The organism is Photorhabdus laumondii subsp. laumondii (genome assembly GCF_003343245.1).
Classification (GTDB): Bacteria; Pseudomonadota; Gammaproteobacteria; order Enterobacterales; family Enterobacteriaceae; genus Photorhabdus; species Photorhabdus laumondii.
Window position 1 is genome coordinate 4,645,278 of sequence record NZ_CP024901.1, and the last position, 23,701, is coordinate 4,668,978.

Annotated in this window: 24 protein-coding genes, 1 tRNA gene and 1 riboswitch; of the genes, 12 read left to right on the top strand and 13 right to left on the bottom strand. The window is 42.9% G+C overall.

All coding sequences use genetic code 11. The features are described from left to right. Positions 1–330 precede the first annotated feature (330 nt). Both PluTT01m_RS20375 and PluTT01m_RS20380 read left to right on the top strand, forming a co-directional pair. A complete protein-coding gene (locus tag PluTT01m_RS20375) occupies positions 331–579 on the top strand; it encodes a CopG family ribbon-helix-helix protein (protein ID WP_036778328.1) in 249 nt (82 codons plus the stop codon). Between the two features lie 2 nt (positions 580–581). Then, positions 582–857 carry a type II toxin-antitoxin system RelE/ParE family toxin gene (locus PluTT01m_RS20380; protein WP_011148093.1) on the top strand — a complete coding sequence of 92 codons (276 nt, stop codon included), beginning with the start codon at positions 582–584 and terminating at the stop codon, positions 855–857. A 13-nt stretch (positions 858–870) separates the two neighbouring features. Here the strand turns inward: PluTT01m_RS20380 and PluTT01m_RS27015 are convergent, their stop codons facing one another. The 3 genes from PluTT01m_RS27015 to ribB form a co-directional block, all read right to left on the bottom strand. Then, positions 871–1,029 carry a hypothetical protein gene (locus PluTT01m_RS27015; protein WP_011148094.1) on the bottom strand — a complete coding sequence of 53 codons (159 nt, stop codon included), beginning with the start codon at positions 1,027–1,029 and terminating at the stop codon, positions 871–873. A 66-nt stretch (positions 1,030–1,095) separates the two neighbouring features. After that, on the bottom strand, positions 1,096–1,881 hold the full coding sequence (ygiD, locus tag PluTT01m_RS20385; RefSeq protein WP_011148095.1) for a 4,5-DOPA-extradiol-dioxygenase: 786 nt from the start codon (positions 1,879–1,881) through the stop codon (positions 1,096–1,098). Between the two features lie 194 nt (positions 1,882–2,075). After that, complete coding sequence (ribB, locus tag PluTT01m_RS20390; RefSeq protein WP_011148096.1) at positions 2,076–2,729, bottom strand: 3,4-dihydroxy-2-butanone-4-phosphate synthase; 654 nt, start codon at positions 2,727–2,729, stop codon at positions 2,076–2,078. A 145-nt stretch (positions 2,730–2,874) separates the two neighbouring features. After that, positions 2,875–3,052, bottom strand: a riboswitch (FMN riboswitch). Between the two features lie 136 nt (positions 3,053–3,188). On the opposite strand from ribB, the gene ubiK reads away from it, so the two are divergent. After that, positions 3,189–3,479 (top strand): ubiquinone biosynthesis accessory factor UbiK, encoded by a 291-nt coding sequence (gene ubiK, locus PluTT01m_RS20395; protein WP_011148097.1) that lies wholly within the window; start codon positions 3,189–3,191, stop codon positions 3,477–3,479. Between the two features lie 79 nt (positions 3,480–3,558). Here the strand turns inward: ubiK and PluTT01m_RS20400 are convergent, their stop codons facing one another. From PluTT01m_RS20400 to PluTT01m_RS20425, 6 genes are all read right to left on the bottom strand, one after another. Beyond that, entirely contained in the window at positions 3,559–4,221 is a 663-nt protein-coding gene (locus PluTT01m_RS20400; protein ID WP_011148098.1) for a DUF799 domain-containing protein, read from the bottom strand. Further along, on the bottom strand, positions 4,218–4,577 hold the full coding sequence (locus tag PluTT01m_RS20405; RefSeq protein ID WP_011148099.1) for a DUF4810 domain-containing protein: 360 nt from the start codon (positions 4,575–4,577) through the stop codon (positions 4,218–4,220). Before PluTT01m_RS20405 ends, PluTT01m_RS20400 begins: the two co-directional genes overlap by 4 nt. Before the next feature lie 21 nt (positions 4,578–4,598). Beyond that, positions 4,599–5,270 carry a CsgG/HfaB family protein gene (locus PluTT01m_RS20410; RefSeq protein WP_011148100.1) on the bottom strand — a complete coding sequence of 224 codons (672 nt, stop codon included), beginning with the start codon at positions 5,268–5,270 and terminating at the stop codon, positions 4,599–4,601. A 589-nt stretch (positions 5,271–5,859) separates the two neighbouring features. Further along, a complete protein-coding gene (hldE, locus tag PluTT01m_RS20415) occupies positions 5,860–7,284 on the bottom strand; it encodes a bifunctional D-glycero-beta-D-manno-heptose-7-phosphate kinase/D-glycero-beta-D-manno-heptose 1-phosphate adenylyltransferase HldE (protein ID WP_011148101.1) in 1,425 nt (474 codons plus the stop codon). A gap of 87 nt (positions 7,285–7,371) precedes the next feature. Beyond that, positions 7,372–10,242, bottom strand: coding sequence for a bifunctional [glutamate--ammonia ligase]-adenylyl-L-tyrosine phosphorylase/[glutamate--ammonia-ligase] adenylyltransferase (gene glnE / locus PluTT01m_RS20420; RefSeq protein ID WP_011148102.1), 2,871 nt, complete (start codon positions 10,240–10,242; stop codon positions 7,372–7,374). Positions 10,243–10,275: 33 nt separating this feature from the next. Beyond that, complete coding sequence (locus PluTT01m_RS20425) at positions 10,276–11,214, bottom strand: CYTH domain-containing protein (protein ID WP_011148103.1); 939 nt, start codon at positions 11,212–11,214, stop codon at positions 10,276–10,278. A gap of 261 nt (positions 11,215–11,475) precedes the next feature. Here PluTT01m_RS20425 and PluTT01m_RS20430 point away from each other — a divergent pair, with 261 nt between their 5' ends. Continuing rightward, complete coding sequence (locus tag PluTT01m_RS20430) at positions 11,476–12,096, top strand: TIGR04211 family SH3 domain-containing protein (RefSeq protein ID WP_011148104.1); 621 nt, start codon at positions 11,476–11,478, stop codon at positions 12,094–12,096. 15 nt (positions 12,097–12,111) lie between these two features. Further along, positions 12,112–13,362: a multifunctional CCA addition/repair protein gene (locus PluTT01m_RS20435; RefSeq protein ID WP_011148105.1), complete on the top strand. Its 1,251-nt coding sequence runs from the start codon at positions 12,112–12,114 to the stop codon at positions 13,360–13,362. Positions 13,363–13,426: 64 nt separating this feature from the next. Here the strand turns inward: PluTT01m_RS20435 and bacA are convergent, their stop codons facing one another. Together bacA and folB are read right to left on the bottom strand one after the other, a co-directional pair. Further along, positions 13,427–14,245 carry an undecaprenyl-diphosphate phosphatase gene (bacA, locus tag PluTT01m_RS20440; protein WP_011148106.1) on the bottom strand — a complete coding sequence of 273 codons (819 nt, stop codon included), beginning with the start codon at positions 14,243–14,245 and terminating at the stop codon, positions 13,427–13,429. 176 nt (positions 14,246–14,421) lie between these two features. Next, positions 14,422–14,772 carry a bifunctional dihydroneopterin aldolase/7,8-dihydroneopterin epimerase gene (gene folB, locus PluTT01m_RS20445; protein WP_041380336.1) on the bottom strand — a complete coding sequence of 117 codons (351 nt, stop codon included), beginning with the start codon at positions 14,770–14,772 and terminating at the stop codon, positions 14,422–14,424. A 106-nt stretch (positions 14,773–14,878) separates the two neighbouring features. On the opposite strand from folB, the gene plsY reads away from it, so the two are divergent. Then, a complete protein-coding gene (plsY, locus tag PluTT01m_RS20450) occupies positions 14,879–15,535 on the top strand; it encodes a glycerol-3-phosphate 1-O-acyltransferase PlsY (protein ID WP_011148108.1) in 657 nt (218 codons plus the stop codon). A gap of 58 nt (positions 15,536–15,593) precedes the next feature. Here the strand turns inward: plsY and tsaD are convergent, their stop codons facing one another. Next, the gene (gene tsaD, locus PluTT01m_RS20455) at positions 15,594–16,607 is read right to left on the bottom strand and encodes a tRNA (adenosine(37)-N6)-threonylcarbamoyltransferase complex transferase subunit TsaD (protein WP_011148109.1); all 1,014 of its coding nucleotides are present in this window, start codon (positions 16,605–16,607) and stop codon (positions 15,594–15,596) included. Between the two features lie 294 nt (positions 16,608–16,901). Between tsaD and rpsU the strand changes: the two genes are divergently transcribed. From rpsU to PluTT01m_RS20480, 4 genes are all read left to right on the top strand, one after another. Beyond that, complete coding sequence (gene rpsU, locus PluTT01m_RS20460) at positions 16,902–17,117, top strand: 30S ribosomal protein S21 (protein WP_001144069.1); 216 nt, start codon at positions 16,902–16,904, stop codon at positions 17,115–17,117. 120 nt (positions 17,118–17,237) lie between these two features. Beyond that, positions 17,238–18,983 carry a DNA primase gene (gene dnaG, locus PluTT01m_RS20465; protein ID WP_011148110.1) on the top strand — a complete coding sequence of 582 codons (1,746 nt, stop codon included), beginning with the start codon at positions 17,238–17,240 and terminating at the stop codon, positions 18,981–18,983. Positions 18,984–19,153: 170 nt separating this feature from the next. Then, complete coding sequence (rpoD, locus tag PluTT01m_RS20470; RefSeq protein WP_011148111.1) at positions 19,154–20,998, top strand: RNA polymerase sigma factor RpoD; 1,845 nt, start codon at positions 19,154–19,156, stop codon at positions 20,996–20,998. A gap of 588 nt (positions 20,999–21,586) precedes the next feature. Further along, a tRNA-Ile gene (locus tag PluTT01m_RS20480) sits at positions 21,587–21,663 on the top strand. A 157-nt stretch (positions 21,664–21,820) separates the two neighbouring features. Here PluTT01m_RS20480 and PluTT01m_RS28330 read toward each other — a convergent pair. Next, a complete protein-coding gene (locus PluTT01m_RS28330; RefSeq protein WP_011148112.1) occupies positions 21,821–22,393 on the bottom strand; it encodes a BRO-N domain-containing protein in 573 nt (190 codons plus the stop codon). 383 nt (positions 22,394–22,776) lie between these two features. On the opposite strand from PluTT01m_RS28330, the gene PluTT01m_RS20490 reads away from it, so the two are divergent. Both PluTT01m_RS20490 and nadS read left to right on the top strand, forming a co-directional pair. After that, the gene (locus tag PluTT01m_RS20490; protein WP_011148113.1) at positions 22,777–23,100 is read left to right on the top strand and encodes a type II toxin-antitoxin system RelE/ParE family toxin; all 324 of its coding nucleotides are present in this window, start codon (positions 22,777–22,779) and stop codon (positions 23,098–23,100) included. Between the two features lie 47 nt (positions 23,101–23,147). Beyond that, on the top strand, positions 23,148–23,444 hold the full coding sequence (nadS, locus tag PluTT01m_RS20495) for a NadS family protein (protein ID WP_011148114.1): 297 nt from the start codon (positions 23,148–23,150) through the stop codon (positions 23,442–23,444). Positions 23,445–23,701: the final 257 nt, after the last annotated feature.

Here is a 23,701-nt window from a genome sequence, read left to right on the forward strand (position 1 = left end):
CATTTTTAAATATCTCTGTACTGTAGCTCATGATATTAAAATTGCAGTTATAACTGTCCATATTTTAAGCTAAAATTTAGTGTCATCACTTTACAATCTTTTTTGACCTCATTCTATTAGACTGCTCACGAAATCGATTCCTTTATATATAACACAAAGATAATTTAACCAATGAAATTTTTAGTGACGAAACATCAATGCATTTTCACACAATGGGCAAGAAAATCCCTGTCTCACCGGTCAGCTATCAAGCCTTAAAAAATAAAGAATCCAGCCGTTATTGATGCTATAGTATTCAATAACTATTATTGGTTTTTATTGGAAGCTCTTATGTCCATATCAGCAAAACAGACAATTACCGCACAGATACCGATCAAACTAGCTACAGCCATAAACGATTTAGCCAAAGAGTTAGACCGCTCAAAATCGTGGATCATTAAAGAGGCTCTTACCTCAATGATTGAGGAACGTGAACATCGCCACCAAATGATTTTGGCTGGCCTCGCGGATGTCGATACAGGCCGTATTGTGAATCATTCAGATGTTATTAATTTTGCATCCAAGCTGAAAAAATCATAATCATGGAGGTTTATTGGACACTTAAAGCTCAAAATGATTTGGAGCGCATCTATCATTTTGCCTGTCAATACAGTAAATCACATGCTAATAATGTGTTAGACCATCTAATTATCAGCACTACAGATCTGGCACTGCAACCTAAGATAGGGATTCCTCAGCCTAGATATAAGCCCCGCGAGGTACGTAAGGTACTTTTTAGTGATTACGAAGTCCATTACGAGATATCCAACGATACAATTTACATTGTAGACCTTTGGCATACCCGCGAAAACCGTTAGTTAAAAACCATCCTCACAAAAGGATATTCAGTATAACAAGTTCATGATCTGGTGCTAAATTCTGAATTTGACTAGCCATTCTGACCTGTTCCAGTACGTCGACATGGGCTTTCAGCTTAACCCAACTTGAAAGCCCCAATTCATGGGCAATTACCCCCTGAGCATCACTCAACCGGCTGTGCTGTTGAATGAACTCCTCTTATGTCAAATGCGGATAATAACAACAAGAACGTTCAATTCAACCAACCTGCACAGACAACATACTCAGCGAACCAGACTCAATACCATCGACAGGAATGGAAACCGCTTCTTTTCTATCCCACGTTCCCATGATATACAGCAACGGTAAAAAGTGTTCAGGAGATGGGTTCGATAATAGACCATCTTCTCTGTCCAGTGCATGAATCAAAGGATAAGGTTGCTCATAACTGGTAAGGTTATCACGCACATAATGGTTAAATGATTCCGCCCACGGGTAAGGTTCAGCATTAGGATCTTGCCGCTTCATGGCTCGAAGATTGTGTACTACATTACCACTCCCCAAGATTAAAACACCTTCATCCCGTAAAGCAGCCAGCTTTTTCCCTAATTCATAGTGGTACGTCGCTGGCTTGGCATCATCTATACTCAGTTGAATCACAGGAATATTGGCCCGTGGATACATTTTAACCAGAATTCCCCAAGTTCCGTGATCCAACCCCCACTGATGATGATCGGCATAAACTTCCACAGGTTCCAGCATCTCTTGCACTAAAGCGGCCAGTTCAGGCGAGCCCTTAGCCGGATATTGAGTTTCATACAATTCCTGTGGAAAACCACGAAAATCATGAATAGTCTTCGGCTGTGTCATGGCTGTTACCAGTGTGCCATTGGTATACCAATGAGCAGAAATCGCCAGAATCACTCTGGGTACAGGCAGTCTTTCACCAAGTTCACGCCACACATTGGTATAGCGATTTTCTTCCAGTACATTCATTGGACTGCCATGACCAATAAACAGTGCCGGCATTCTGGAAATATTCATAATGACCTCTCACACCAAATATAGGTAATTTTAATACTTGCTGACAGGTTACGCCTTTTAGATAAGCAAAACAGTGGGCTAATGGTGATGGAGTTTTTCAAAAAAACTGAAAAGCCACAGCTTGCGCAAACTGTGACTTTAAAAAGTATGTACGTTATAACTGATATTTCATCTGGTTATCGGACAATTAGGTTTCAGCTTGCTTTCTGTTCTATTGCCTGGCGATAAATCACCAGATCTTCAATAGTGACTACCGGCATATTATGTAGCTTCGCAAATTGCACTACTTCAAGAGTACGCGCCATTGAACCGTCATCATTGGTTAATTCGCACAATACACCTGCCGGTTTAAATCCGGCTAAACTGACTAAATCAATTGCTGCCTCAGTATGCCCTTGACGAACCAACACGCCACCAGGTTGAGCGCGCAGTGGAAAAACATGTCCCGGACGGTTCAAATCACTTGGTTTGGCATTATCAGCAATTGCTGCACGAATGGTCGTGATGCGGTCAGCCGCAGAAACCCCCGTCGTCACTCCTTGAGCGGCCTCAATGGTTACGGTGAATGCAGTCTGGAACGGGCTAGAGTTATTTTCTACCATCATGGGCAATTGTAATTGCTGACGGCGCTCTTCTGTCAGACATAAGCAGACAATACCACTGCCATAACGGATAGTCAGTGCCATTTGCTCTACAGTCATTGTTTCGGCCGCAAAGATAATATCACCTTCATTTTCACGATCTTCATTATCCAGCACCATCACCCCCTTTCCATCACGCAAAGCGTTAATGGCGTGTTCAACACGTTCTGATGATGTGCCATATTCAGAAAGTAGCGTCTGATTCATGGTAAAGAAACCTCATTAAAATTTATGGATTACCAGAATCAGGGCGGTCTTGAGGAGTTCTCGCTATAACATCATGCCATAACATTAATATCATGTGTGAATACCATAGCCGGAACAACAGGCGAGCACAAAGCCCGACAGATGCCGTTATTCTCTCCCATCCGGACTATCACCGTCGGCTCCAGAATTACACTGGATCTGCTGACCTCCGCTTTATCATTAAGATAACCACAAACGGAGCGCTCGCGGGCTTCACCATGCCACTCAAAAAATGGACTGATGTTTACCGCCGGTGGGGACTTTCACCCCGCCCTGAGATAAGCCAGTGAACTATAACGCTAATATTTGCCAGCGGCAATCAACAAAATCAAATATGAAACCTAGCTCACAATGGTTTATGGTTTTACTATCTGGTATTACACTATTCAGAAATTATTTATGTCATAAAAAGGATGCATCATGCTCGATCCCAAAAAAATTGAACAAATTGCCCGCCAGATCCAAGATTCTTTACCAAAAGGGGTTAAAGAGTTTGGTGGTGATGTAGAAAAAAAATTACGGATGATTTTGCAATCCCAACTTGGCAAGCTTGATTTAGTGAATCGTGAAGAATTTGATATCCAAACTCAGGTTCTGTTATGTACTCGTGAAAAATTGACCGCGATGGAACAGCGTTTAAGTGAACTAGAAGCGAAGTTTGAGAATAAGAATGTTCCATCTGCTGATAACACGACAAAAAAAGAAGAGTAATTATTACCATACATAAAAATAACCGTGATAATGAGCAGAATGTGATATCTGCTCATTACACATCCACACCAATCAGAGATTAATGCTTCTGGTTTTCTTTACCGTAATGCTCAGAACGTGGACCATACAGCAAACTACGACTACCACCGGCTGTCAGTAAGCGGTTACTTGTAATGCCAGCGATTTCATGACCTTTATCCATAATGGTATTAGCTATCTGTGAAACTACGGCGGATACCAACATGCCAACAAGATTATTCGAATTGCTTTGATTTTCAGTTGATGAAACCATTGCTCGACCATGCCACAGTTGTTTACCACTACGCAAATCCACCAGCTTCGCGGAAGCCGTTACACGCGTATCACTGTTGATAATCTGATATTGCGTACCATATTCTTCAATATCCAAATAGAGCGCTGAATCTGCACCAAAAATATCATGCAATTTTTTGTAACTGATATCCTGAACATCCTGTGCCGCTGTCACACCATTTTGCTGAAATGTCTCTTCCACAACAGCAACCGGAAAAACGTAATAGCCAGATTCTGCCAATGGATATGTCACATGAGAAATCAGGCTGTGCCCTGCTTTAACTTCCAGAGATTTGTTTACCGCCGGCAGAACCAGAATAGATTTAGGTTTGCTTTCTTTAAATGCAGTGTAATCATAAGGGACAGATTTACTACATCCTGTCAGCACAAATGCCGCCAATAGACTTAATGCGACGAGAATACGGTTCATTGCATAGTTCCTTTATTTTTACTTAATAGAAAATCCATAAATGGCGCTGACTCAGGGAACAATTTTTTCTCTATTTCAAATTGATGAAATGCTTCTGAAACACGACCTGTTTTGCTATAAAGCAAGCCAATCTGAGCATGCAGCCCAGGCGGTACAGACTTATCTTTGGCTTTCGCTCTTTCAATCACCTGCTGCAAAGCCTGTAACTGTTCTTCAAACCCCATCTTATCCTGCTGATAATACTGATAAATTGTAGGTTGGTATTTATCCCACTCATAAATTGTTTTTGGCTGAGTGACACAACCCGCTAAGGTCATAGCTGCCAGCAATAAGCCCGCTTTTTTCATTAATATCATGAATATATATCCCTATATTTCTTAATTAGATGGTTTCCATGCACCGGTTTCAACACTTTCAACCAGACGGTTTACTGCTTCACGAATAGCCAGATCCAATACTTTACCATTCAGTGTGGAATCATAGCTGGCGGTACCACCAAAGCCGATAATTTCACGGTTGGATAATTTATATTCTCCTGCACCAGCCACAGAGAAAACCACTTCGGAAGTTTCTACATTCACCACATTTAGCATGACTTTAGAATAAGCCACCTGTGATTTACCACGCCCTAACAAGCCCCATAACTGATGATCACCCACTTCTTTACGGCCAAATTCAGTCACATCACCAGTAATAACGTAAGCAGCACCTTTCAACTTCTGCGATTTACCTTGTAAACCCGCTTCTGCTTTCAGTTCCGCCATATTGGTGCGTTCCAGCACCGTAAAGCGCCCGGTCTGTTGTAAATGCGAGATTAAAATCGTTTTAGATTGATTACCGAGGCGATCAACGCCATCAGAGAAAATGCCATTTTGATAACTGGAACGGTTTTCAAACTTACCAATCGCAATTGGACTACGAACACCTTGATATACTGTATTATAAGAATTAACTTTTTGTACCTGGACGGTATTAGAAGATTCAGTTGTACACCCTGCTAATATTGCCGAAGCCAAACAAATTGAAGATAAAATCAACTTACCTTGCATAAGAACTTATTCCTACGTAAAAAATTTATCCGTTTATCTACTAACTTTAAGATGTAAAAGTTATAGATAACATATTCCATTAAAAAATCATTTACATCAGAAATCATTATGAATAAGCCGACGTTACGTGACCAGCATTTTATGCCACAAAGATAAAAAACTATCTGTTACATCACACTTCTTCTGATAAATCCCCCACAAAATAGATAATAAAATCACACTAACTTAAATTGTTATTATAATAATTGTATCGTTAATTAAATGACTCGCACACGATATTACAAATATCTATACCTTATGGATTTCAAGATGCATCGCGACGGCAAGGGTGCGAATCCCCGGGAGCATAGATAACGATATGACCGGGGTAAGTGAGTGCAGCCAACAAAGAGGCAACTTGAAAGATGACGGGTATATATTATTTATGATGAAATATCACTCAATTAAGTACAAATTAAATAAAAAAATAGCCGGGAAGATTTCATCTCTTACCCGACTTTCATTCTAATAATATGATCAAATAAATAATTTACAGTGATCAATGCAGTAATATCTTCTGACTATTTTCAATGACAAGCTAAAGCATTATTTACTGATTTTTAATCGCCTTGATGATATTGGTTGTCGAAATACCATCTTCAAAGTTCAACACTTTGACGTCTCCGCCCGCAGCCCAAACTTCTTCACTACCAGCAATTTCTTCCGGTTTATAATCTCCCCCTTTTACCAATACATCCGGCAAAACATCCGCAATCAATCGCTGTGGTGTATCCTCTTCAAATGGAACAACCCAATCCACCGCGCCCAGAGCAGATAACACAATCATTCGTTGTTCTAGTGGATTAACTGGACGACTCTCACCTTTCAGCCGTTTAGTTGATGCATCACTGTTAACAGCAACAATTAACCGATCACCCAGTCTACGGGCATTCTCCAGATAAGAGACATGACCTGCATGCAGAATATCAAAGCAGCCATTAGTCATCACAACCCTTTCACCACGTTGACGAGCATCAACAACAGCCTGTTTAAGCTGAAATTCGGTCATCACACCGAAACCTGTTTCAGCGCGGCCACGGATAGCATTCTCCAGTTCAATCGGCGAAACGGTCGACGTTCCCAGTTTGCCAACAACAACCCCCGCAGCAGCATTCGCCAGGAAACAAGCTTCATTCAGTGGCTTTCCAGCCGCAATCGCCGTTGCTAACACACCAATAACTGTATCGCCAGCACCCGTAACATCAAACACTTCTTGCGCCTGCGTAGGCAAATGCAGTGGTGGCTGATCAACACTCAGCAAACTCATTCCCTGTTCAGAACGGGTGATCAGTAATGCCTGAAGATCCAAACCCTTAACTAGCCGAGTTCCCTTCTCAACCAACTCATTGTCATCTTTGCAGTGGCCCACGACCGCTTCAAATTCAGACAGATTTGGCGTTAGCAAAGTTGCACCTCGATAACGCTCAAAATCATTACCTTTCGGATCGATTAATACCGGGACTTTGGCCGCATTTGCCAGTTTGATCATTTCCTGAACCTGACTCAGTGCACCTTTGGCGTAGTCAGATAGAACCAATGCTCCAATATGGGGTAACGCCTGTTCAATGCGCTCAAACATTGGCTGTGCATCGACGTTATCGAAACCCTCTTCAAAATCTAAGCGAATTAACTGCTGATTACGGGAAAGTACCCTCAGTTTAGTCACTGTCGGATGGGTTGGGACAGAAACAAAGTCACAGCGCACCTTGACGCTGCGCAGTTTCTCACTCAGCGCATGTGCTGCGTCATCAATCCCAGTCAAACCGATTAAATGTGAATTTGCCCCAAGAGCAGCAATATTCATAGCAACGTTGGCAGCGCCTCCCGGACGCTCTTCAATGGTATTGACTTTTACTACAGGCACCGGCGCTTCCGGCGAAATCCGGCTGGTCGGCCCATACCAGTAGCGATCTAACATAACATCACCGACGACTAAAACCTCTGCACAGTGAAAATCCGGGAGTGTCATTTTCATCCCTTGCTCCAAATATTAGATATCAAATTGGTGCCAAATATTATCATATGACCGTAAAATCCCTACACCAAACCGGTAAACCCGTTATTATTCACCCAACCACTGTTGCCAACTACGACGTACCCGTTCCTGCTGCTCACTGAAACAGTGGATTGATACTCGACTGGAATGCGTCTGTAACGTCAGATGATGTAGTTCATCACGCATAGAAACGTAAGCCTGCGTTAATCCGGCTGCCTCATCTTCATCCATAATTTCATAAGCCGCCATTAATTGAAAAATTCGCACATTATCCGACCAACGCACCAAACGCTCATTTTCAGCCGCATAACGAAGCACCAAATATTGAGCGATAAATTCGATATCGGTGATACCCCCCGGATCAGCTTTAATATCAAATTGATCTGAATGGTGACTGCCTAAATGTTTATGCATCTTTTCCCGCATTTCCCTTACCTGCTGACGTAACAACGCGGGTTCTCGTCGCGTACATAACGTCTGATGGCGTATCCGCTCAAAATCCCGATGCAAGTTTTCATCACCAAATACCATACGAGCACGTACCAACGCCTGATGTTCCCAAGTCCACGCTTGATTCCGCTGATAATCAGCAAACGCACCGATGGTACTGACTAACATGCCTGATTCGCCTGAAGGACGCAGGCGGACATCCACGTCATACAACACACCAGAGGAGGTTCGAGCACTGAACAAGTGCATAATTCGTTGGGCAAGACGCAAATAAAATTGCCGGGCATCAATCGATCGATCGCCATCAGTCATCACATCCATCGGGCAGTCAAGCAAGAAAACCAAATCAAGATCAGAACCATAACCCAACTCCCAACCGCCCAATTTACCATAACCAATCACAGCAAATCCCAATCCTTGCCGCTGACTCAGATGTGATGGAACACCATAACGTTTTGCCATTTGCCCCCACGCCTGTAAAACCACCGCTTCAATAATCGCTTCTGCTAAGTAAGTGAGATGATCACTGACTTTCATCACCGGCAACACGCCAGTGATATCCTCCGCCGCAATCCGCAGTAATTGCGCCTGCTTAAACTGGCGGAGCGCCTCTAATTGCTGCTCTTCATCATCTTCTGGTATCCGCAACAAATATTGCCGCAACTCATCTTTATAGGCATTCAGCGGCAAAGGTTCATACAGAAATTGTGGATCAAGCAGCTCATCCAGCAACAATGGATGACAGGCAAGCTGAGTCGCAATCATCGGTGAAGCAGCACACAGCCGGATAACATGTGCCAGTACAGCTTCCGATTCAAGTATCAGTTCCAGGTAAGTTGTACGGCTGACAATACTTAACAACAGAGGGATAACCCGCTCTAGCACTATATTAACATTTCGATTATTAACATCTTGATTATTGGCATCTTGTCGCAAACAAACTTTTGCCAACAAACGTGGCATCAGATGGTCGAGCACATCGCGCCCACGCGGGCCAATGGTTCTTTTACCCACATCATGGCGGAACACAGAAATAATATGCAATATCTGCTGTGCAATCTCTTCATCCAAATGTGGAGCGAGTATGATTAACTCTTCTTTTTCGAGATCTTCCAGCCACAGACTTTTAAATGGTACATGGCTAGGTTCCTCATCACTATTATCACTGTCATCACCAATTAATTGCGTAAAAATAGCCCGAACAGCACTCATCTTGTTGTTCAATTCAATTATTAGGGCGTCCCAACTTTCAAATCCCATACCCCACGTCAGTCGTGAACGATTCAGCTCATCTTCTGGCAAAGTCTGAGTTTGTTGATCATTAATTGACTGTAAAAGATTTTCTAACCGCCGCAAAAAAAGGTAACCGTCAGCAAGTTGTTTCACCTGCAATGATTGCAAAAGCGTCAACTTCGCTATTATTTGCAGAGTTGGTAACAACGCCTGAGATTGCAAACACAGTTCACGTCCACCACGAATCAGTTGGAACACCTGGGCGATAAATTCAATTTCACGAATACCACCAGCGCCCAGTTTAATATTGTCTTTCAAGCCACGGTGCCGCACTTCCCGTTCAATCATGCCTTTCATATTTCTCAGGGATTGAATCACACTGAAATCAATGTAACGGCGAAAGATAAATGGTCTCAACATTCGACGTAGCTCTTCACCATACGCTTGGTTGTCCGAACCCATAATCCGTGCTTTCACCATCGCATAACGTTCCCAATCACGCCCTTGCTCTTGATAGTAATCTTCCAGTGCAACAAAACTAAACACCAATGGGCCACTATCACCAAACGGGCGCAAGCGCATATCTACCCGATACACAAAACCATCCACAGTTTGCTGATCGAGCACTTTGATAAGATGCTGCCCCAGGCGGGTAAAAAACTGGGTGTTATCCATTTCACGCCGGCCACCTTGGGTAATGCCGTTTTCAGGATAGACAAAAATCAGATCAATATCAGAAGAGAAGTTCAACTCACCACCGCCCAGTTTTCCCATACCGATAATCAACAGCGGTTGTGGTTCGCCCCGCTCATTACAAGGCGTTCCCCAATCCTGACAACAACGCTGATACAACCAATCACGGGCAGCAATAATCAACGTTTCAGCCAACATACTAAGCTGTTGCAGAGTCTCCTGAGTCGTAATGCTATGTAGCGCCTGCGACCAGGCTATTCTGACCAGAATCTTGTTACGGAACTGGCGTAAAACCCGCATGAGGGTATTTTCATCCTCTACTGATGCGAGTAACTGTTGCAGCCATTCAGTATATTGATGCCACTCCTGCGCTTCAGGTGGATGTTGGCGGATCTCAACTAACCATTCAGGATGAGCTTGCAGGTTTTCAACAACAAAATCGCTCAGGGATAATATGGCCTGCTCATGAGCAGCAACAGGCTCAACGTTCAAAGTCAGTTGATGAAAATGTTCAGTCACACGCTGTAACTGGGCCAGAAGCGGAGTTGAAAGTGGCAACATAGAGAATTCCTGTTATTTAAACGGAGAAATTTATTAACCACATAGATTTATTAACCACATAGTCAGTGCCAACTTACATTGCAAATAGAGCGAGCTATAACATAGCGTTTCAGCTTCTGTTTCCATATCCAATAATTTCTGGTTGATAGCAACTAATTGGTTATCCAACTGTTCCGACTCACTAGAATATTCGATCGTCTGCTGAATCAAAGTCAGTACTTGCTTTAAGCCATCTCGACCGTCTGATAAACCGGCCAGCCAACATTCCTCTTGCTCCTGCCAATGGGCTAATATTGACGTAAGTACCGAAGGCAATGACTGCCGCATATCAATTTCCACTTGAGTTGAAGGCCAAACTGCTTTTGGTTTTCCCTGAGCTAATTGATAACCACGGGCCGCTTTGCTTCTATTTCCTTGCCGCAAGCCATTTGATTTTGCCAATTCAACCGCCAATGCTAATACATCGGCTATGATTCCTCGCTTTAACTCCAGTTCAAACTCACAGATTGGCTCCTTACGATTGGCTGCAATAATTTCTCCCTGATCGAGCACCACTTCAATCTCACTTTGTCCATAAGTTACTACCCACTTCTCACGCATAAAGTCAGTACTGAATAATGCATTCAAACGGGATTGCAATGCTTCCACATCACAGTTGTCAGGCCAGATGTGCGGTGGAAACAGAGTCAATGCCAATTCCGGCTTTGCCAATGGCACATTATATTCCGGTCGCTGATGCAACCCGCCAACCACCTTACCTGCTGTTTTAACCGTCATCTCATATTGATCATCAAAACCACGGATCCTCAACCCCATATCAAGACCACGCAGTTGATTATCCGACGTTTCAAAATAGATATTGGTCAACTTTTGGGGAGAAAAATAGTCATGCGGAAGTAACAATAATTGCTGGCGAATGGTAGGAATAACTTGTGGTTTGGCAATAAGTTTTAATTCAATTTCTACACTCATATCTACACCGTTGATGACAATCTTTGCTCTCATCTTACCTTGATTTCGCTTTTTGCTACGATGAGTAAGAAAAAAATTAAAATTTTCCTTTTCTGCAAGTTATGATAGCCATTAACAGGAAATGCTTCGTTCAATAGATAACAAGCCCCGTATTCAACCAATTAGAAAAATGTCATTTTGGTTTACTGATTGCTCTAGCAAACTTAACTCTTTACTATCAAATTCTAAACTCACCATAGATAAAAAACGGTTGAAATCACAATGCGAAAACTACATTTACTTCTCACGGCGTTAATGAGCCTCAGCTTTTCGCTCACTACCTACGCGGAAGGAAAACGCTATGTATCTGATGAGTTATCTACCTACACACACGCCGGGCCGGGTAACCAGTATCGTATTGCCGGTACACTGAATGCCGGTGATGAAGTCACATTGATAAGCATCAATCGGGATAGTAATTACGCTCAAGTTAAAGATGATAAAGGCCGCCTTGTCTGGCTACCCGTTAACCAACTCAGTAATAAACCAAGCCTACGCACCCGCCTCCCTGAGTTGGAACAGGAAGTGAAAACATTGACAGAGAAGTTAGCCAATATAGACAATAACTGGAATCAGCGCACTGCCGACATGCAACTGAAGGCTGCCAATAGTAGTAGCATTGTTGCAGAACTGAAAAAAGAGAATGAGAGGTTAAAAAACAAACTGACGGTAGCAGAAAAAAAGCTTGATGCTGCAAATCTGCAACTTGATGACAAACAACGTAATATCATTCTGCAATGGTTTATGTATGGCGGTGGTGTTGCAGGCGCTGGTTTAATCTTTGGGCTATTACTGCCACATATGATCCCTCGCCGTAAGCGTAATGACCGTTGGATGAGTTAATAAGGAACATGTTAGGTGAGAGTCTATCTGGTTGGCGGCGCAGTACGTGACCGACTGCTAAATTTTCCTGTAAAAGAGCGGGATTGGGTCGTTGTGGGTGGAACATCAGAAGCGCTGTTATCCTTGGGATATCAGCAAGTTGGCAAAGATTTTCCGGTGTTCCTGCATCCTCAAACCCATGAAGAGTATGCCTTAGCACGCACTGAGAGAAAATCCGGCCTGGGATATACGGGTTTCACTTGTTATGCAGCGCCAGATGTCACACTGGAAGACGATTTGCAGCGTCGTGATCTGACAGTTAATGCGATCGCTCAAACACCCACTGGTGAACTGGTCGATCCTTATCATGGTGTTGATGATTTGAACAATCGTATTCTACGCCATGTTTCTGATGCTTTTTCTGAAGATCCGCTAAGGGTATTACGAGTCGCTCGTTTTGCTGCTCGTTTCGCCCATTTAGGGTTTACCATCGCGTCCGAAACACAAGCATTAATGTCAAATATGGCAATCAATGGCGAGTTATCAGTACTCACACCAGAACGTGTCTGGAAAGAGACCGAGAAAGCCCTTGCTAGCCCTTCCCCTCAGGTCTTTTTTCAGGTTTTACGTGATTGTGGTGCATTGGCAGTGTTGTTTCCTGAAATTGATAATTTGTTTGGTGTTCCCGCACCAGAGAAGTGGCATCCTGAGATTGACACCGGTATTCATACGTTAATGGTGCTGAAAGTAGCGACTGAATTAACAGATGAAGTCGATAGTCGTTTTGCTGCTCTATGCCATGATCTTGGCAAAGGGTTGACACCACCAGAACAGTGGCCTCACCATTATGGACATGGGCCAGCGGGCGTTAAGTTAGTTGACCAATTATGTCAACGTCTGCGTGTTCCTAATTCTGCTCGTGATTTAGCAAAACTGGCTGCTCAATATCATGATTTAGTGCATACCGTCACTCAATTGCGGCCGAAAACATTACTTAAGTTGTTTGATGCTGTTGATGCATGGCGTAAGCCTCAGCGAATAGAGCAATTAATTATCATCAGTGAAGCCGATGCGCGGGGTCGTACCGGTTTTGAAAATACACCCTATCCACAAGGTGATTGTCTGCGACAGGCATTCAAAGTTGCCAGCCAGGTTCAGGTGAAAAATATTGTAGACAGTGGATTACGTGGTGCTGACATTGGTCATGAGTTACGACGTCAACGTCAGCATGCATTGGCGCAATGGAAACAACAAGACGATACAGCTCAAGACAATACTGTTACCTGAAACATCCCCTGATATCAAACACTAGGCAATATTTGAGTTAAATTGATATCAGGGGAACCATTCACTACATAAATACCCAGTAAACAGCGGCTGCCACAATAAAGCGGTAGATAGCAAATGGGATAAAAGATATACGCTTAATCAATGCCAGAAAAGTTTTAATGGCGACTAACGCGACAACAAATGCAGTAACAAAACCAACAGCAAACATTGGGATATCAGAAGCGCTCAAAAAGTGCAGGCTCTTATATAAATCTAATCCACTTGCTCCCATCATCATCGGTACAGCCAAAATAAACGAGAATTCTGATGCAGTATAACGATTAACCCCCATCAGCATTCCACCAGAAATTGTCGCACCTGAACGGGAAAATCCCGGCCATAAAGCCAGACACTGAAAACAGCCAATCATAAAAGCCTGACGATAAGTAATATCATCCAGCCCCTCTGCTTTTGGTGTTTTAGGTTTCAAGATTTCTGCAGTAATCAGCAACACACCACCAATAACCAAGGCGTACATCACGCTTTGTGGGTTAAACAGTGATTTGATGACATCGTGGAACATCAACCCAAGTGTCACCGCAGGTAGCATTGCTAAAATAATATGACTCAGTTTCAGTTTGCCATTGGTTTTACCTTCATGAGGAACTTCACCAAAGTGGATACCAATGAGCCCAAATAAGCGACGCCAAAACACGACTACCACAGCAAGGATAGATCCAAGCTGGATAATAACTTCAAATGTTTCAGCTTTATCGCCAGTAAATCCCAACATATGGCCAACAATGATCATATGGCCGGTAGAGGAAACAGGAAGAAATTCAGTTAGCCCTTCAACAACACCAAGGATAGCTGCATGAAACAAGGTAGAAAGGTCAGTCATATAGAGAGGTCGCCCATTAATAAATATCCGAAACAAGTAGCATGGAATAAACTCAGCTACCATTATTCCCATTGTCATTAATCAATTGACATAATTATCAAACCTGGCACCACTGCATGCCAGTCTATGTAAGAACAATGACAATAATATGGCAGCCAAATTCACTACTGATCAGATTATTTTTTTCTTTCAATAATAACACCAACTTGACGAGCCTGCGCGACAGCACCCGGTTTACTCACTTTTATCCGTACCCACGGCGAATTAAAACGTTTTAACAGCAGATCCGCTACCTCTTCAGCCACTCTTTCAACCAGAGCAAAATTCTGATTTTCTACATGATTGATGATCGCTTCGCTAACTTTGGCATAATCCAGACAATATTCGACATCATCACTGGATGATGCACGTTTATTATCCCATCCCATTTCGATATCGAACACTAACTTCTGTTTAATGGTCTGTTCCCAGTCGTAAACACCAATTGTGGTAACAACGACTAACTCCTCAATAAATACGATATCCATCACGTCATTTTCCTGTTTTTCAACTTGTCGGATACCACTTCCGACTAAATATGCGTATTATCCATGACTAGTCTAAGAAAACGACCATTATTATTGGGGAGACATTATGAGTGCTATCGCGCTTGGCATGATCATCTTCGCGTATCTTTGCGGTTCAATTTCCAGCGCAATACTTATTTGTCGCCTGGCTGGGCTACCTGATCCTCGTCAACATGGCTCAGGCAACCCAGGCGCGACAAATGTATTGCGAATTGGTGGCCGCAGTACTGCGGCAATAGTACTAATTTGTGATGTTCTAAAAGGGATGATCCCCGTCTGGTTGGCTTATCAACTCTATGTTCCCCCTTTCTATTTAGGAATTACAGCAATCGCTGCTTGTCTCGGCCATATTTACCCGATCTTTTTCCAATTTAAAGGCGGTAAGGGTGTCGCAACTGCTTTTGGTGCTATTGCGGCAATTGGTTGGGATCTGACAGGTTTGATGATGGGTACTTGGCTGCTGACCATATTATTGAGCGGCTATTCTTCTTTAGGGGCCATTGTCAGTGCCTTGATAGCACCATTCTATGTCTGGTGGTTTAAACCCGAATTTACTTTCCCCGTAGCCATGCTCTGCTGTCTGGTGTTACTACGTCACCATGATAATATCCAGCGTCTGTGGCGCGGCCAAGAAAATCGTCTCTGGAACAAGCTAAAAAAGAAAAAAGAGATGACCGAAAAAGAAAAAAAACGAACAGAAAAAGAGCAAAGAAAAGAAGATTAACAACAAGGCTGGATAAAGACCAGCAACTCATTGAGTTACTGGTCTTTTATTTGAAGATTTATAATGGAGGTAATTCCGACAATGGCCAGCGGGCTTTGACTATCACGCCAAGTGAGTCATTCACCTCTCCTTTTAGGCGGATCATGCCGGCAAGCGCAATCATGGCACCGTTATCTGTACAGAATTCAGGGCGCGCATAAAATACTTCGCCACCCAATTTTGCCATGACCTCTTCCATTTTAATCCGCAATGCCCGGTTGGCGCTGACACCACCAGCCATCACTAGTCGCTTGAACCCGGTCTGCTCAAGCGCTCTCTTACATTTAATCGCTAATGTATCAACCACTGCGTCTTCAAAAGCGCGGGCAATATCCGCTCTGGTCTGCTCATCATCGCTGTTGTTATGAATAGTATTAGACGCAAAAGTTTTCAATCCTGAAAAACTGAAATCCAACCCAGGACGATCTGTCATCGGGCGAGGAAATACAAAACGCCCAACTTCTCCTTTCTGAGCCATTCTGGAGAGTACCGGCCCTCCTGGATAATCCAATCCCAGTAACTTAGCTGTTTTATCAAACGCTTCACCAGCGGCATCATCTATTGATTCACCAAGTAGCTCATATTTACCGATACCCGTCACACTAATAAGCTGTGTATGACCACCAGACACCAGCAAAGCTACAAACGGGAACTCAGGACTGTTATCTTCCAGCATTGGAGCGAGTAAATGCCCTTCCATATGATGAACAGGAATCGCAGGAACATCCCAAGCAAACGCCAGAGAACGGCCAATCGTCGCCCCCACCAACAATGCACCAACCAGACCAGGACCTGCTGTATAAGCCACCGCATCAATATCTTTACAGGTTAATCCTGCTTCTTTCAAAGCAGCTTGAATTAAGGGCACTGTTTTGCGGATATGGTCACGTGAAGCCAATTCAGGCACGACACCACCGTAATCAGCATGCAGTTTAATCTGACTGTATAATTGATTTGCCAATAAACCGGCTTCGTCGTCATAAATTGCGATTCCGGTTTCATCGCAGGACGTTTCTATACCTAAAACTCGCATTACACTACCTATATTCCACAGAAGAGAGCCAGTTTATCATTAATAAGCTAATTTGCGCGGCTTACATGCTGACTATTTTTGCTGCTTAGTCTATAATCACTCCTCTACATAAAATCCCTGTGTGGTTATCATCAATATTACGGAACTGATTTGCAGATCACCGTCGTAGTGTTGTTGTTTCAATTTGCTGCGGCGCTTTACAAAGCCGTGTTCATTGAAGTAAAATTCCGCACCATTTTAAGATGGCTGGCATCCCACGCCAGCAAGACCGATTTCTATTGAGGTGAGAGGCACATGCCGGTAATTAAAGTACGTGAAAACGAGCCATTCGACGTAGCATTGCGTCGCTTTAAGCGTTCCTGCGAAAAAGCAGGTGTATTAGCAGAAGTTCGCCGTCGTGAATTCTATGAAAAACCAACGACTGAACGTAAACGCGCTAAAGCTTCTGCTGTAAAACGTCACGCTAAGAAGCTGGCTCGTGAAAACGCACGCCGCACTCGTCTGTACTAATCCTTGCGGTTGATCCGCATAGTGATTGAATTTGCAGACAATAGTAGTTGCAGATAAAGGCCGTGCTTTCCGAAAGGGAGCGCGGCTTATTGTCGTTCATCAACAGGCGTAAAAGGGCTTATGGCTGGACGAATTCCGCGCGCATTTATCAATGATTTATTAGCTCGTACCGATATCATCGATCTGATCGATGTTCGTGTGCCACTTAAAAAACAGGGTAAAAATCACCACGCGTGCTGTCCATTTCATAACGAAAAAACACCTTCGTTTACTGTTAATGGCGATAAACAGTTTTATCATTGCTTTGGTTGCGGAGCTCACGGCAACGCTATCGATTTTCTGATGAATTACGATAGACTTGAGTTTGTCGAATCCATCGAAGAATTAGCGGCTATGCATGGTCTGGAAGTCCCTTATGAAGCAGGTTCCAGTCACAGTCAGATAGAACGTCACCAAAGACAAAACCTTTACCAACTGATGGATAAGCTTAACAGCTTCTATCAAAATGTATTAAACACTCCTGCTGCACAACAAGCCCGGCAATATCTGGCTCAGCGGGGGCTTAGTGAAGAAATTATCCACCGTTTCTCGATTGGTTTCGCACCTGCTGGTTGGGACAACACCTTGAAACGGTTTGCTCATAATGAGGAAGATCGTCGACAGTTAAACGACGCCGGAATGTTGGTCGCAAATGATAATGGCCGTACCTATGACCGCTTCCGCGAACGAATAATGTTTCCAATCCGTGACCGTAGAGGGCGCGTAATTGCATTTGGTGGACGTGTTCTGGGAGATGCACTCCCAAAATATCTCAATTCACCAGAGACTGAAATTTTCCATAAAGGCCGCCAGCTATATGGCCTCTATGAAGCACAACAAAATCACAGTGACCTTTCACGATTATTAGTAGTTGAAGGTTATATGGATGTGGTAGCACTGGCGCAGTTTGGTATCGATTATGCAGTTGCCTCACTAGGTACTTCGACTACATCGGAACATATTCAATTACTTTTCCGCGCTACTGATAACGTCATCTGTTGTTACGATGGTGACAGAGCCGGGCGTGATGCAGCATGGCGGGCATTGGAAACAGCGCTCCCTTATCTGAATGATGGTAGGCAGTTACGTTTTATGTTTTTGCCTGATGGCGAAGATCCTGATTCACTAGTCCGTAAGGAAGGTCGGAAAGCATTTGAACAAAGAATGGAACAATCTCATACATTATCCGAATTTCTGTTCGAATCATTGCTACCACAAGTTGATTTGAGTAATCCTGAAGGGAAAACAAAACTCAGTTCACTTTCCGTACCATTGATTAACCAGATTCCAGGGGAAGTTCTGCGTCTCTATATGAGACAAGAACTTGGCAATATGATGGGCATCCCTGATGCAGTGCAGTTGGAACGTCTATTGCCGCAGCATCTGGAAAGTGGGAATAATTATCAGATGCCGCAGCTAAAACCGACAACTATGCGTATACTTATAGGACTGTTGGTACAAAACCCACACTTAGCCGCTTTAGTTCCCCCCCTACAGGGAATTATGCAGGCCAAAATTGCAGGCTTACCATTATTTATGGAGCTTGTGGAGGTTTGTCTTACTCAGCCAGGGCTGACAACTGGACAACTGCTAGAGCAATATCGTGATAATAAATTTAGTAAACAACTTGAAAAATTAGCTACATGGAACGATATACAAGTAGAAGAAATAGCAGAAAATACATTTCGTGACGCGTTGGATCATCTTGTTGATTCAGCGTTAGAAGAACGTTTAGACATTCTTATCGCCAGAGCAAGAACTGAAGGTCTGACACCGGAAGAGCGCGAAGAAGTTCGCTTAATTAATGAATCCCGTGCCAGAAAGTAAACACTGAATTCACGGCTTAAATGCCGCATTAGGTAGGGAAATAACCCTACATTTTGCCGCTATAAGTGGGCAGCGGCAATATAACGAAAACGCCCTTAAAAGTTATTGTTGGCAGATTAGTTTCGCCGACCGACACCAACCCAAATACTCTGAAGTGTGGATACCGTCTTATGGAGCAAAACCCGCAGTCACAGCTAAAGCTACTTGTCACCCGTGGTAAGGAGCAAGGCTATCTGACCTATGCTGAGGTCAATGACCATCTGCCGGAAGATATCGTCGATTCCGATCAGATCGAAGATATCATCCAGATGATCAATGACATGGGCATTCAGGTAATGGAAGAAGCACCTGATGCCGATGATCTGATGCTAGCAGAAACCGCTAACGACACAGATGAAGACGCTGTGGAAGCTGCTGCGCAAGTACTGTCTAGTGTTGAATCTGAAATCGGTCGCACCACCGACCCGGTACGTATGTACATGCGTGAAATGGGTACCGTTGAGTTATTGACCCGGGAAGGTGAAATTGACATTGCTAAACGCATTGAAGATGGCATCAATCAGGTACAGTGTTCCGTTGCTGAATACCCTGAAGCAATCACCTACTTACTGGAACAATATGACCGAGTGGAAGCGGGTGAGGCTCGCCTGTCAGATCTCATCACTGGTTTCGTTGACCCGAACGCAGAAGAAGAACTTGCACCTACTGCCACCCACGTTGGTTCTGAACTTCCACAGGAAGAGCTCGATGATGATGAAGACGACGATGATGAAGACAGCGATGACGATAGTGATGATGACAACAGCATCGATCCAGAATTAGCTCGCCAGAAATTCCAAGAACTGCGACAACAGTATGACATCACCCGTCAGGAAATTAAGGAAAACGGTCGCAATCATCCAAATACTGCGGCCGAAATCTTAAAACTTTCAGAAGTTTTCAAACAGTTCCGTCTGGTGCCAAAGCAGTTTGACTATCTGGTCAACAACATGCGTTCTATGATGGATCGCGTTCGCCTTCAAGAACGCCAAATCATGAAAATGTGTGTTGAGCAGTGCAAAATGCCGAAGAAGAACTTCATCACTTTGTTCTCCGGTAATGAAACCAGTGACATTTGGTTTACTGCTGCAAAAGCAATGAACAAACCGTGGTCTGAAAAACTCCTTGAAGTGGAAGACGAAGTACAGCGTAGCCTGCAAAAACTTCGTCAAATTGAGGAAGAAACCGGTTTAACCATTGAACAGGTGAAAGATATCAACCGTCGTATGTCCATCGGTGAAGCAAAAGCCCGCCGAGCAAAAAAAGAGATGGTTGAAGCCAACTTACGTTTGGTTATTTCAATTGCCAAAAAATATACCAACCGTGGCCTGCAATTCTTGGATCTGATCCAAGAAGGCAACATTGGCCTGATGAAAGCGGTTGATAAATTTGAATATCGTCGTGGTTACAAATTCTCAACTTACGCCACATGGTGGATCCGTCAGGCAATTACACGCTCAATTGCCGACCAAGCTCGTACCATTCGTATACCCGTTCATATGATTGAGACAATCAACAAACTCAATCGTATTTCCCGCCAAATGTTGCAGGAAATGGGGCGTGAACCAACGCCGGAAGAGCTGGCAGAACGTATGTTGATGCCGGAAGACAAGATCCGTAAGGTACTGAAAATTGCCAAAGAACCTATCTCAATGGAAACGCCAATTGGTGATGATGAAGATTCACATTTAGGTGATTTCATTGAAGATACAACGCTGGAACTGCCGCTGGATTCTGCAACCTCAGAAAGCCTGCGCTCAGCAACCCACGATGTCTTGGCTGGTCTGACCGCTCGTGAAGCAAAAGTACTGCGTATGCGTTTCGGTATTGATATGAATACTGACCATACATTGGAAGAAGTCGGTAAACAGTTTGACGTTACCCGTGAACGTATCCGCCAGATCGAGGCGAAAGCACTACGTAAACTACGTCATCCAAGCCGTTCTGAGGTTCTGCGTAGCTTCCTTGATGAATAATCAATTTTATTCATTCTGACTAAAAAGCGTCTGCTCCGGCAGACGCTTTTGTTTTTAATATCGGCGATACTCTAAATCCTCTGACAATATGGTATTTATGCAGAAATATCATCACAGGTTCCTCTTATATAACTCAATTAACATTCTCTCTAGCCGATAGATAAAAAAGTCGTTTTCCATCCGGTGATTAAGAAAGAATGAAAGAAATATGATTATCATTAAAATAATCACGTATATACCCTATGGATTTCAAGATGCATCGCGACGGCAAGGGAGTGAATCCCCGGGAGCATAGATAACGATGTGACCGGGGTGAGCGAGTGCAGCCAACAAAGAGGCAACTTGAAGGATAACGGGTATAAAATAGATCTTTATCGGAATAATATATGACCAGATGGTGCAAAATCGCTTCTGAAAAATTAATCCAGTAACGGATAAAAACGTTAAATAGACCATAAAAACAACTAATATATATCACTCCCCGTTTTCACTACTTACTAAAAACGCAATTTTGCACATAAAATGATCATACGAATTTACAAAGCTAGACCGCGAGCAAAACTGTACGTATAATCCCTCCCATTCAACGGCCCCTTAGCTCAGTTGGTCAGAGCAGGCGACTCATAATCGCTTGGTCACTGGTTCAAGTCCAGTAGGGGCCACCAGATTTTAGCTGATAAATCAGTACATTAGGCCACTCAAACAAGAGTGGCTTTTTTGTTTCTGGTAGTCAGTGGCGACAGAGATTTTTTCATAAAGCCATTACCCAGATGAAAACACACTAGCCAGCTTCAATTTCTGAGCAGAAAGTTAGGCTATTTATCAACCTCTTAACATCATCACTTTTTCTACCCTTATCCCTGCTTCTTCTTGAAGATAATGTGAGAAACATAGATCAAATTTAAAAGCTTGTTCTGAACACCAAATAGAATCACAAATTGCCAAGACTTCAATTCTGTGTCTATGCAATTTTTCTGTACTTAAAACATTGGCTGGTTTCTGACAATAAGGGCAAATAATGAGCTGACTTAGTGAAATACTCTTCTCCCTGCCTATATAGCTACCGGTCTTTCTAATCAAAGGTAAAACTTCACTAGTAACCCATTTACGAAAACGGTGGGGTAAAGTTCCTTTCTTTACGGCATCACGACATCGGATTGTCAGAAAATACATTCCTGATTCATTGATAATGTTTACTTTTTGCTCTCCACCAAGAGTGTCACTTAAAGCTACATCCTTTTCATCATCACCAAGTTTTGCGATAGCTTCGCGGCTGTTTGTGATTTTCAAAGCATCACATACATCTTGTGCCACAAACCAAAAATTGCCATTTTTAATCAATGTACGTACTTGCTGATTTTCAAAAATGAATGGAGTTACGGATAGGCTAGCCATTGCTGACTCCTTACTTTTCTTTGAGAATTGGGTTTACCATTTAAGAATATGGTGTCGGGAGGCTCAAAACGGCAGTAAGAAACCGCGGACTTATTCCCCTTGCGGGTGTTGTATTAGTCGCCCTCCCGACATTGAATCAGAGAGATGACAGCCGAATAGCTACCATTAAAAATTAGGCATAAAAAACCCAACACTAACGGGGTTGGTTTTGACCGCTTACTTGAGGTTTTGAGTCCCCATGCATAAAACGATAATAAATTGTTTTCAGAAGATCAACTACAATTTTCTATGTGCATTAAGATCTAGTCTCCAGTACGATTTTATCTTGACTATCGTACTATGTACGAATATCATATTTCCATATATAGGCAAGGATGTTTTTTATGGAATATCTGGTTTTTATTGAAACTCCCGTATTTAGTAGAGAACGAGCAGAACTGTTAACCGATGATGAATTTAGGCTATTACAGGAGCACTTACTAAAGAATCACGAGCAGGGTAGTACCATCAGCGCTACTGGAGGATGTAAAAAGATTCGTTGGCAGCGAGAAAGGATAGGAAAACGTGGCGGAGTAAGAATTATCTACTATGCCATAACCAAAACTGGGAGGCTCTATCTCCTTTTGATTTACCCTAAAAATAAAAAAGATGACTTAACTCCAAAAGAAAAAGAGGTACTTAAAGCCATCAGTAACAAATTACAGTAATTAACACCGCGCAGATACGCGACAATGTTCATACAACAGGAGAGACTATGGACAAAAGACTTTTTAACGATTTGGTTGAAAGCATGAATCAGATGGTAGCAATTGAAAAAGGCGAACTTTCTGTTTTTGATGAAAATATCCATTACCATCGCCTGCCTGATGTAAAAAACTTACGTGAAACCTTTGGCTTAAAACAAAGTGAATTTGCCGAAGCTGTTGGCGTTTCTACATCTCTAATTCAAAGCTGGGAACAGCACCGCCGCATTCCTTCTGGTTCATCACTGAAACTACTTAAGATGCTTGAACGTAATCCTGCGCTTATTAATGAATTAAGCACACTTTAATACTTTCACTTTCTCCTTGTCATAATGCAAAAGGATAAAATAATTTCAGTTCTGTATATCCTGTAAAGCCGTGCTCTATCTGATTTCTATGATAAAGCACGGCTTCCTTTCGTGATCTTCTTTTTCACGTAAAATAGAATTTTTCCTTTAATATCATTGCATTGTAATTATCTTCGTGATCCTCTTTTGATCCAAAAACTGAAATTTCCTGAAAAAATTTTCTGATCCAAAGCGTGCAGGCGGGTGCGGTGTAGTGC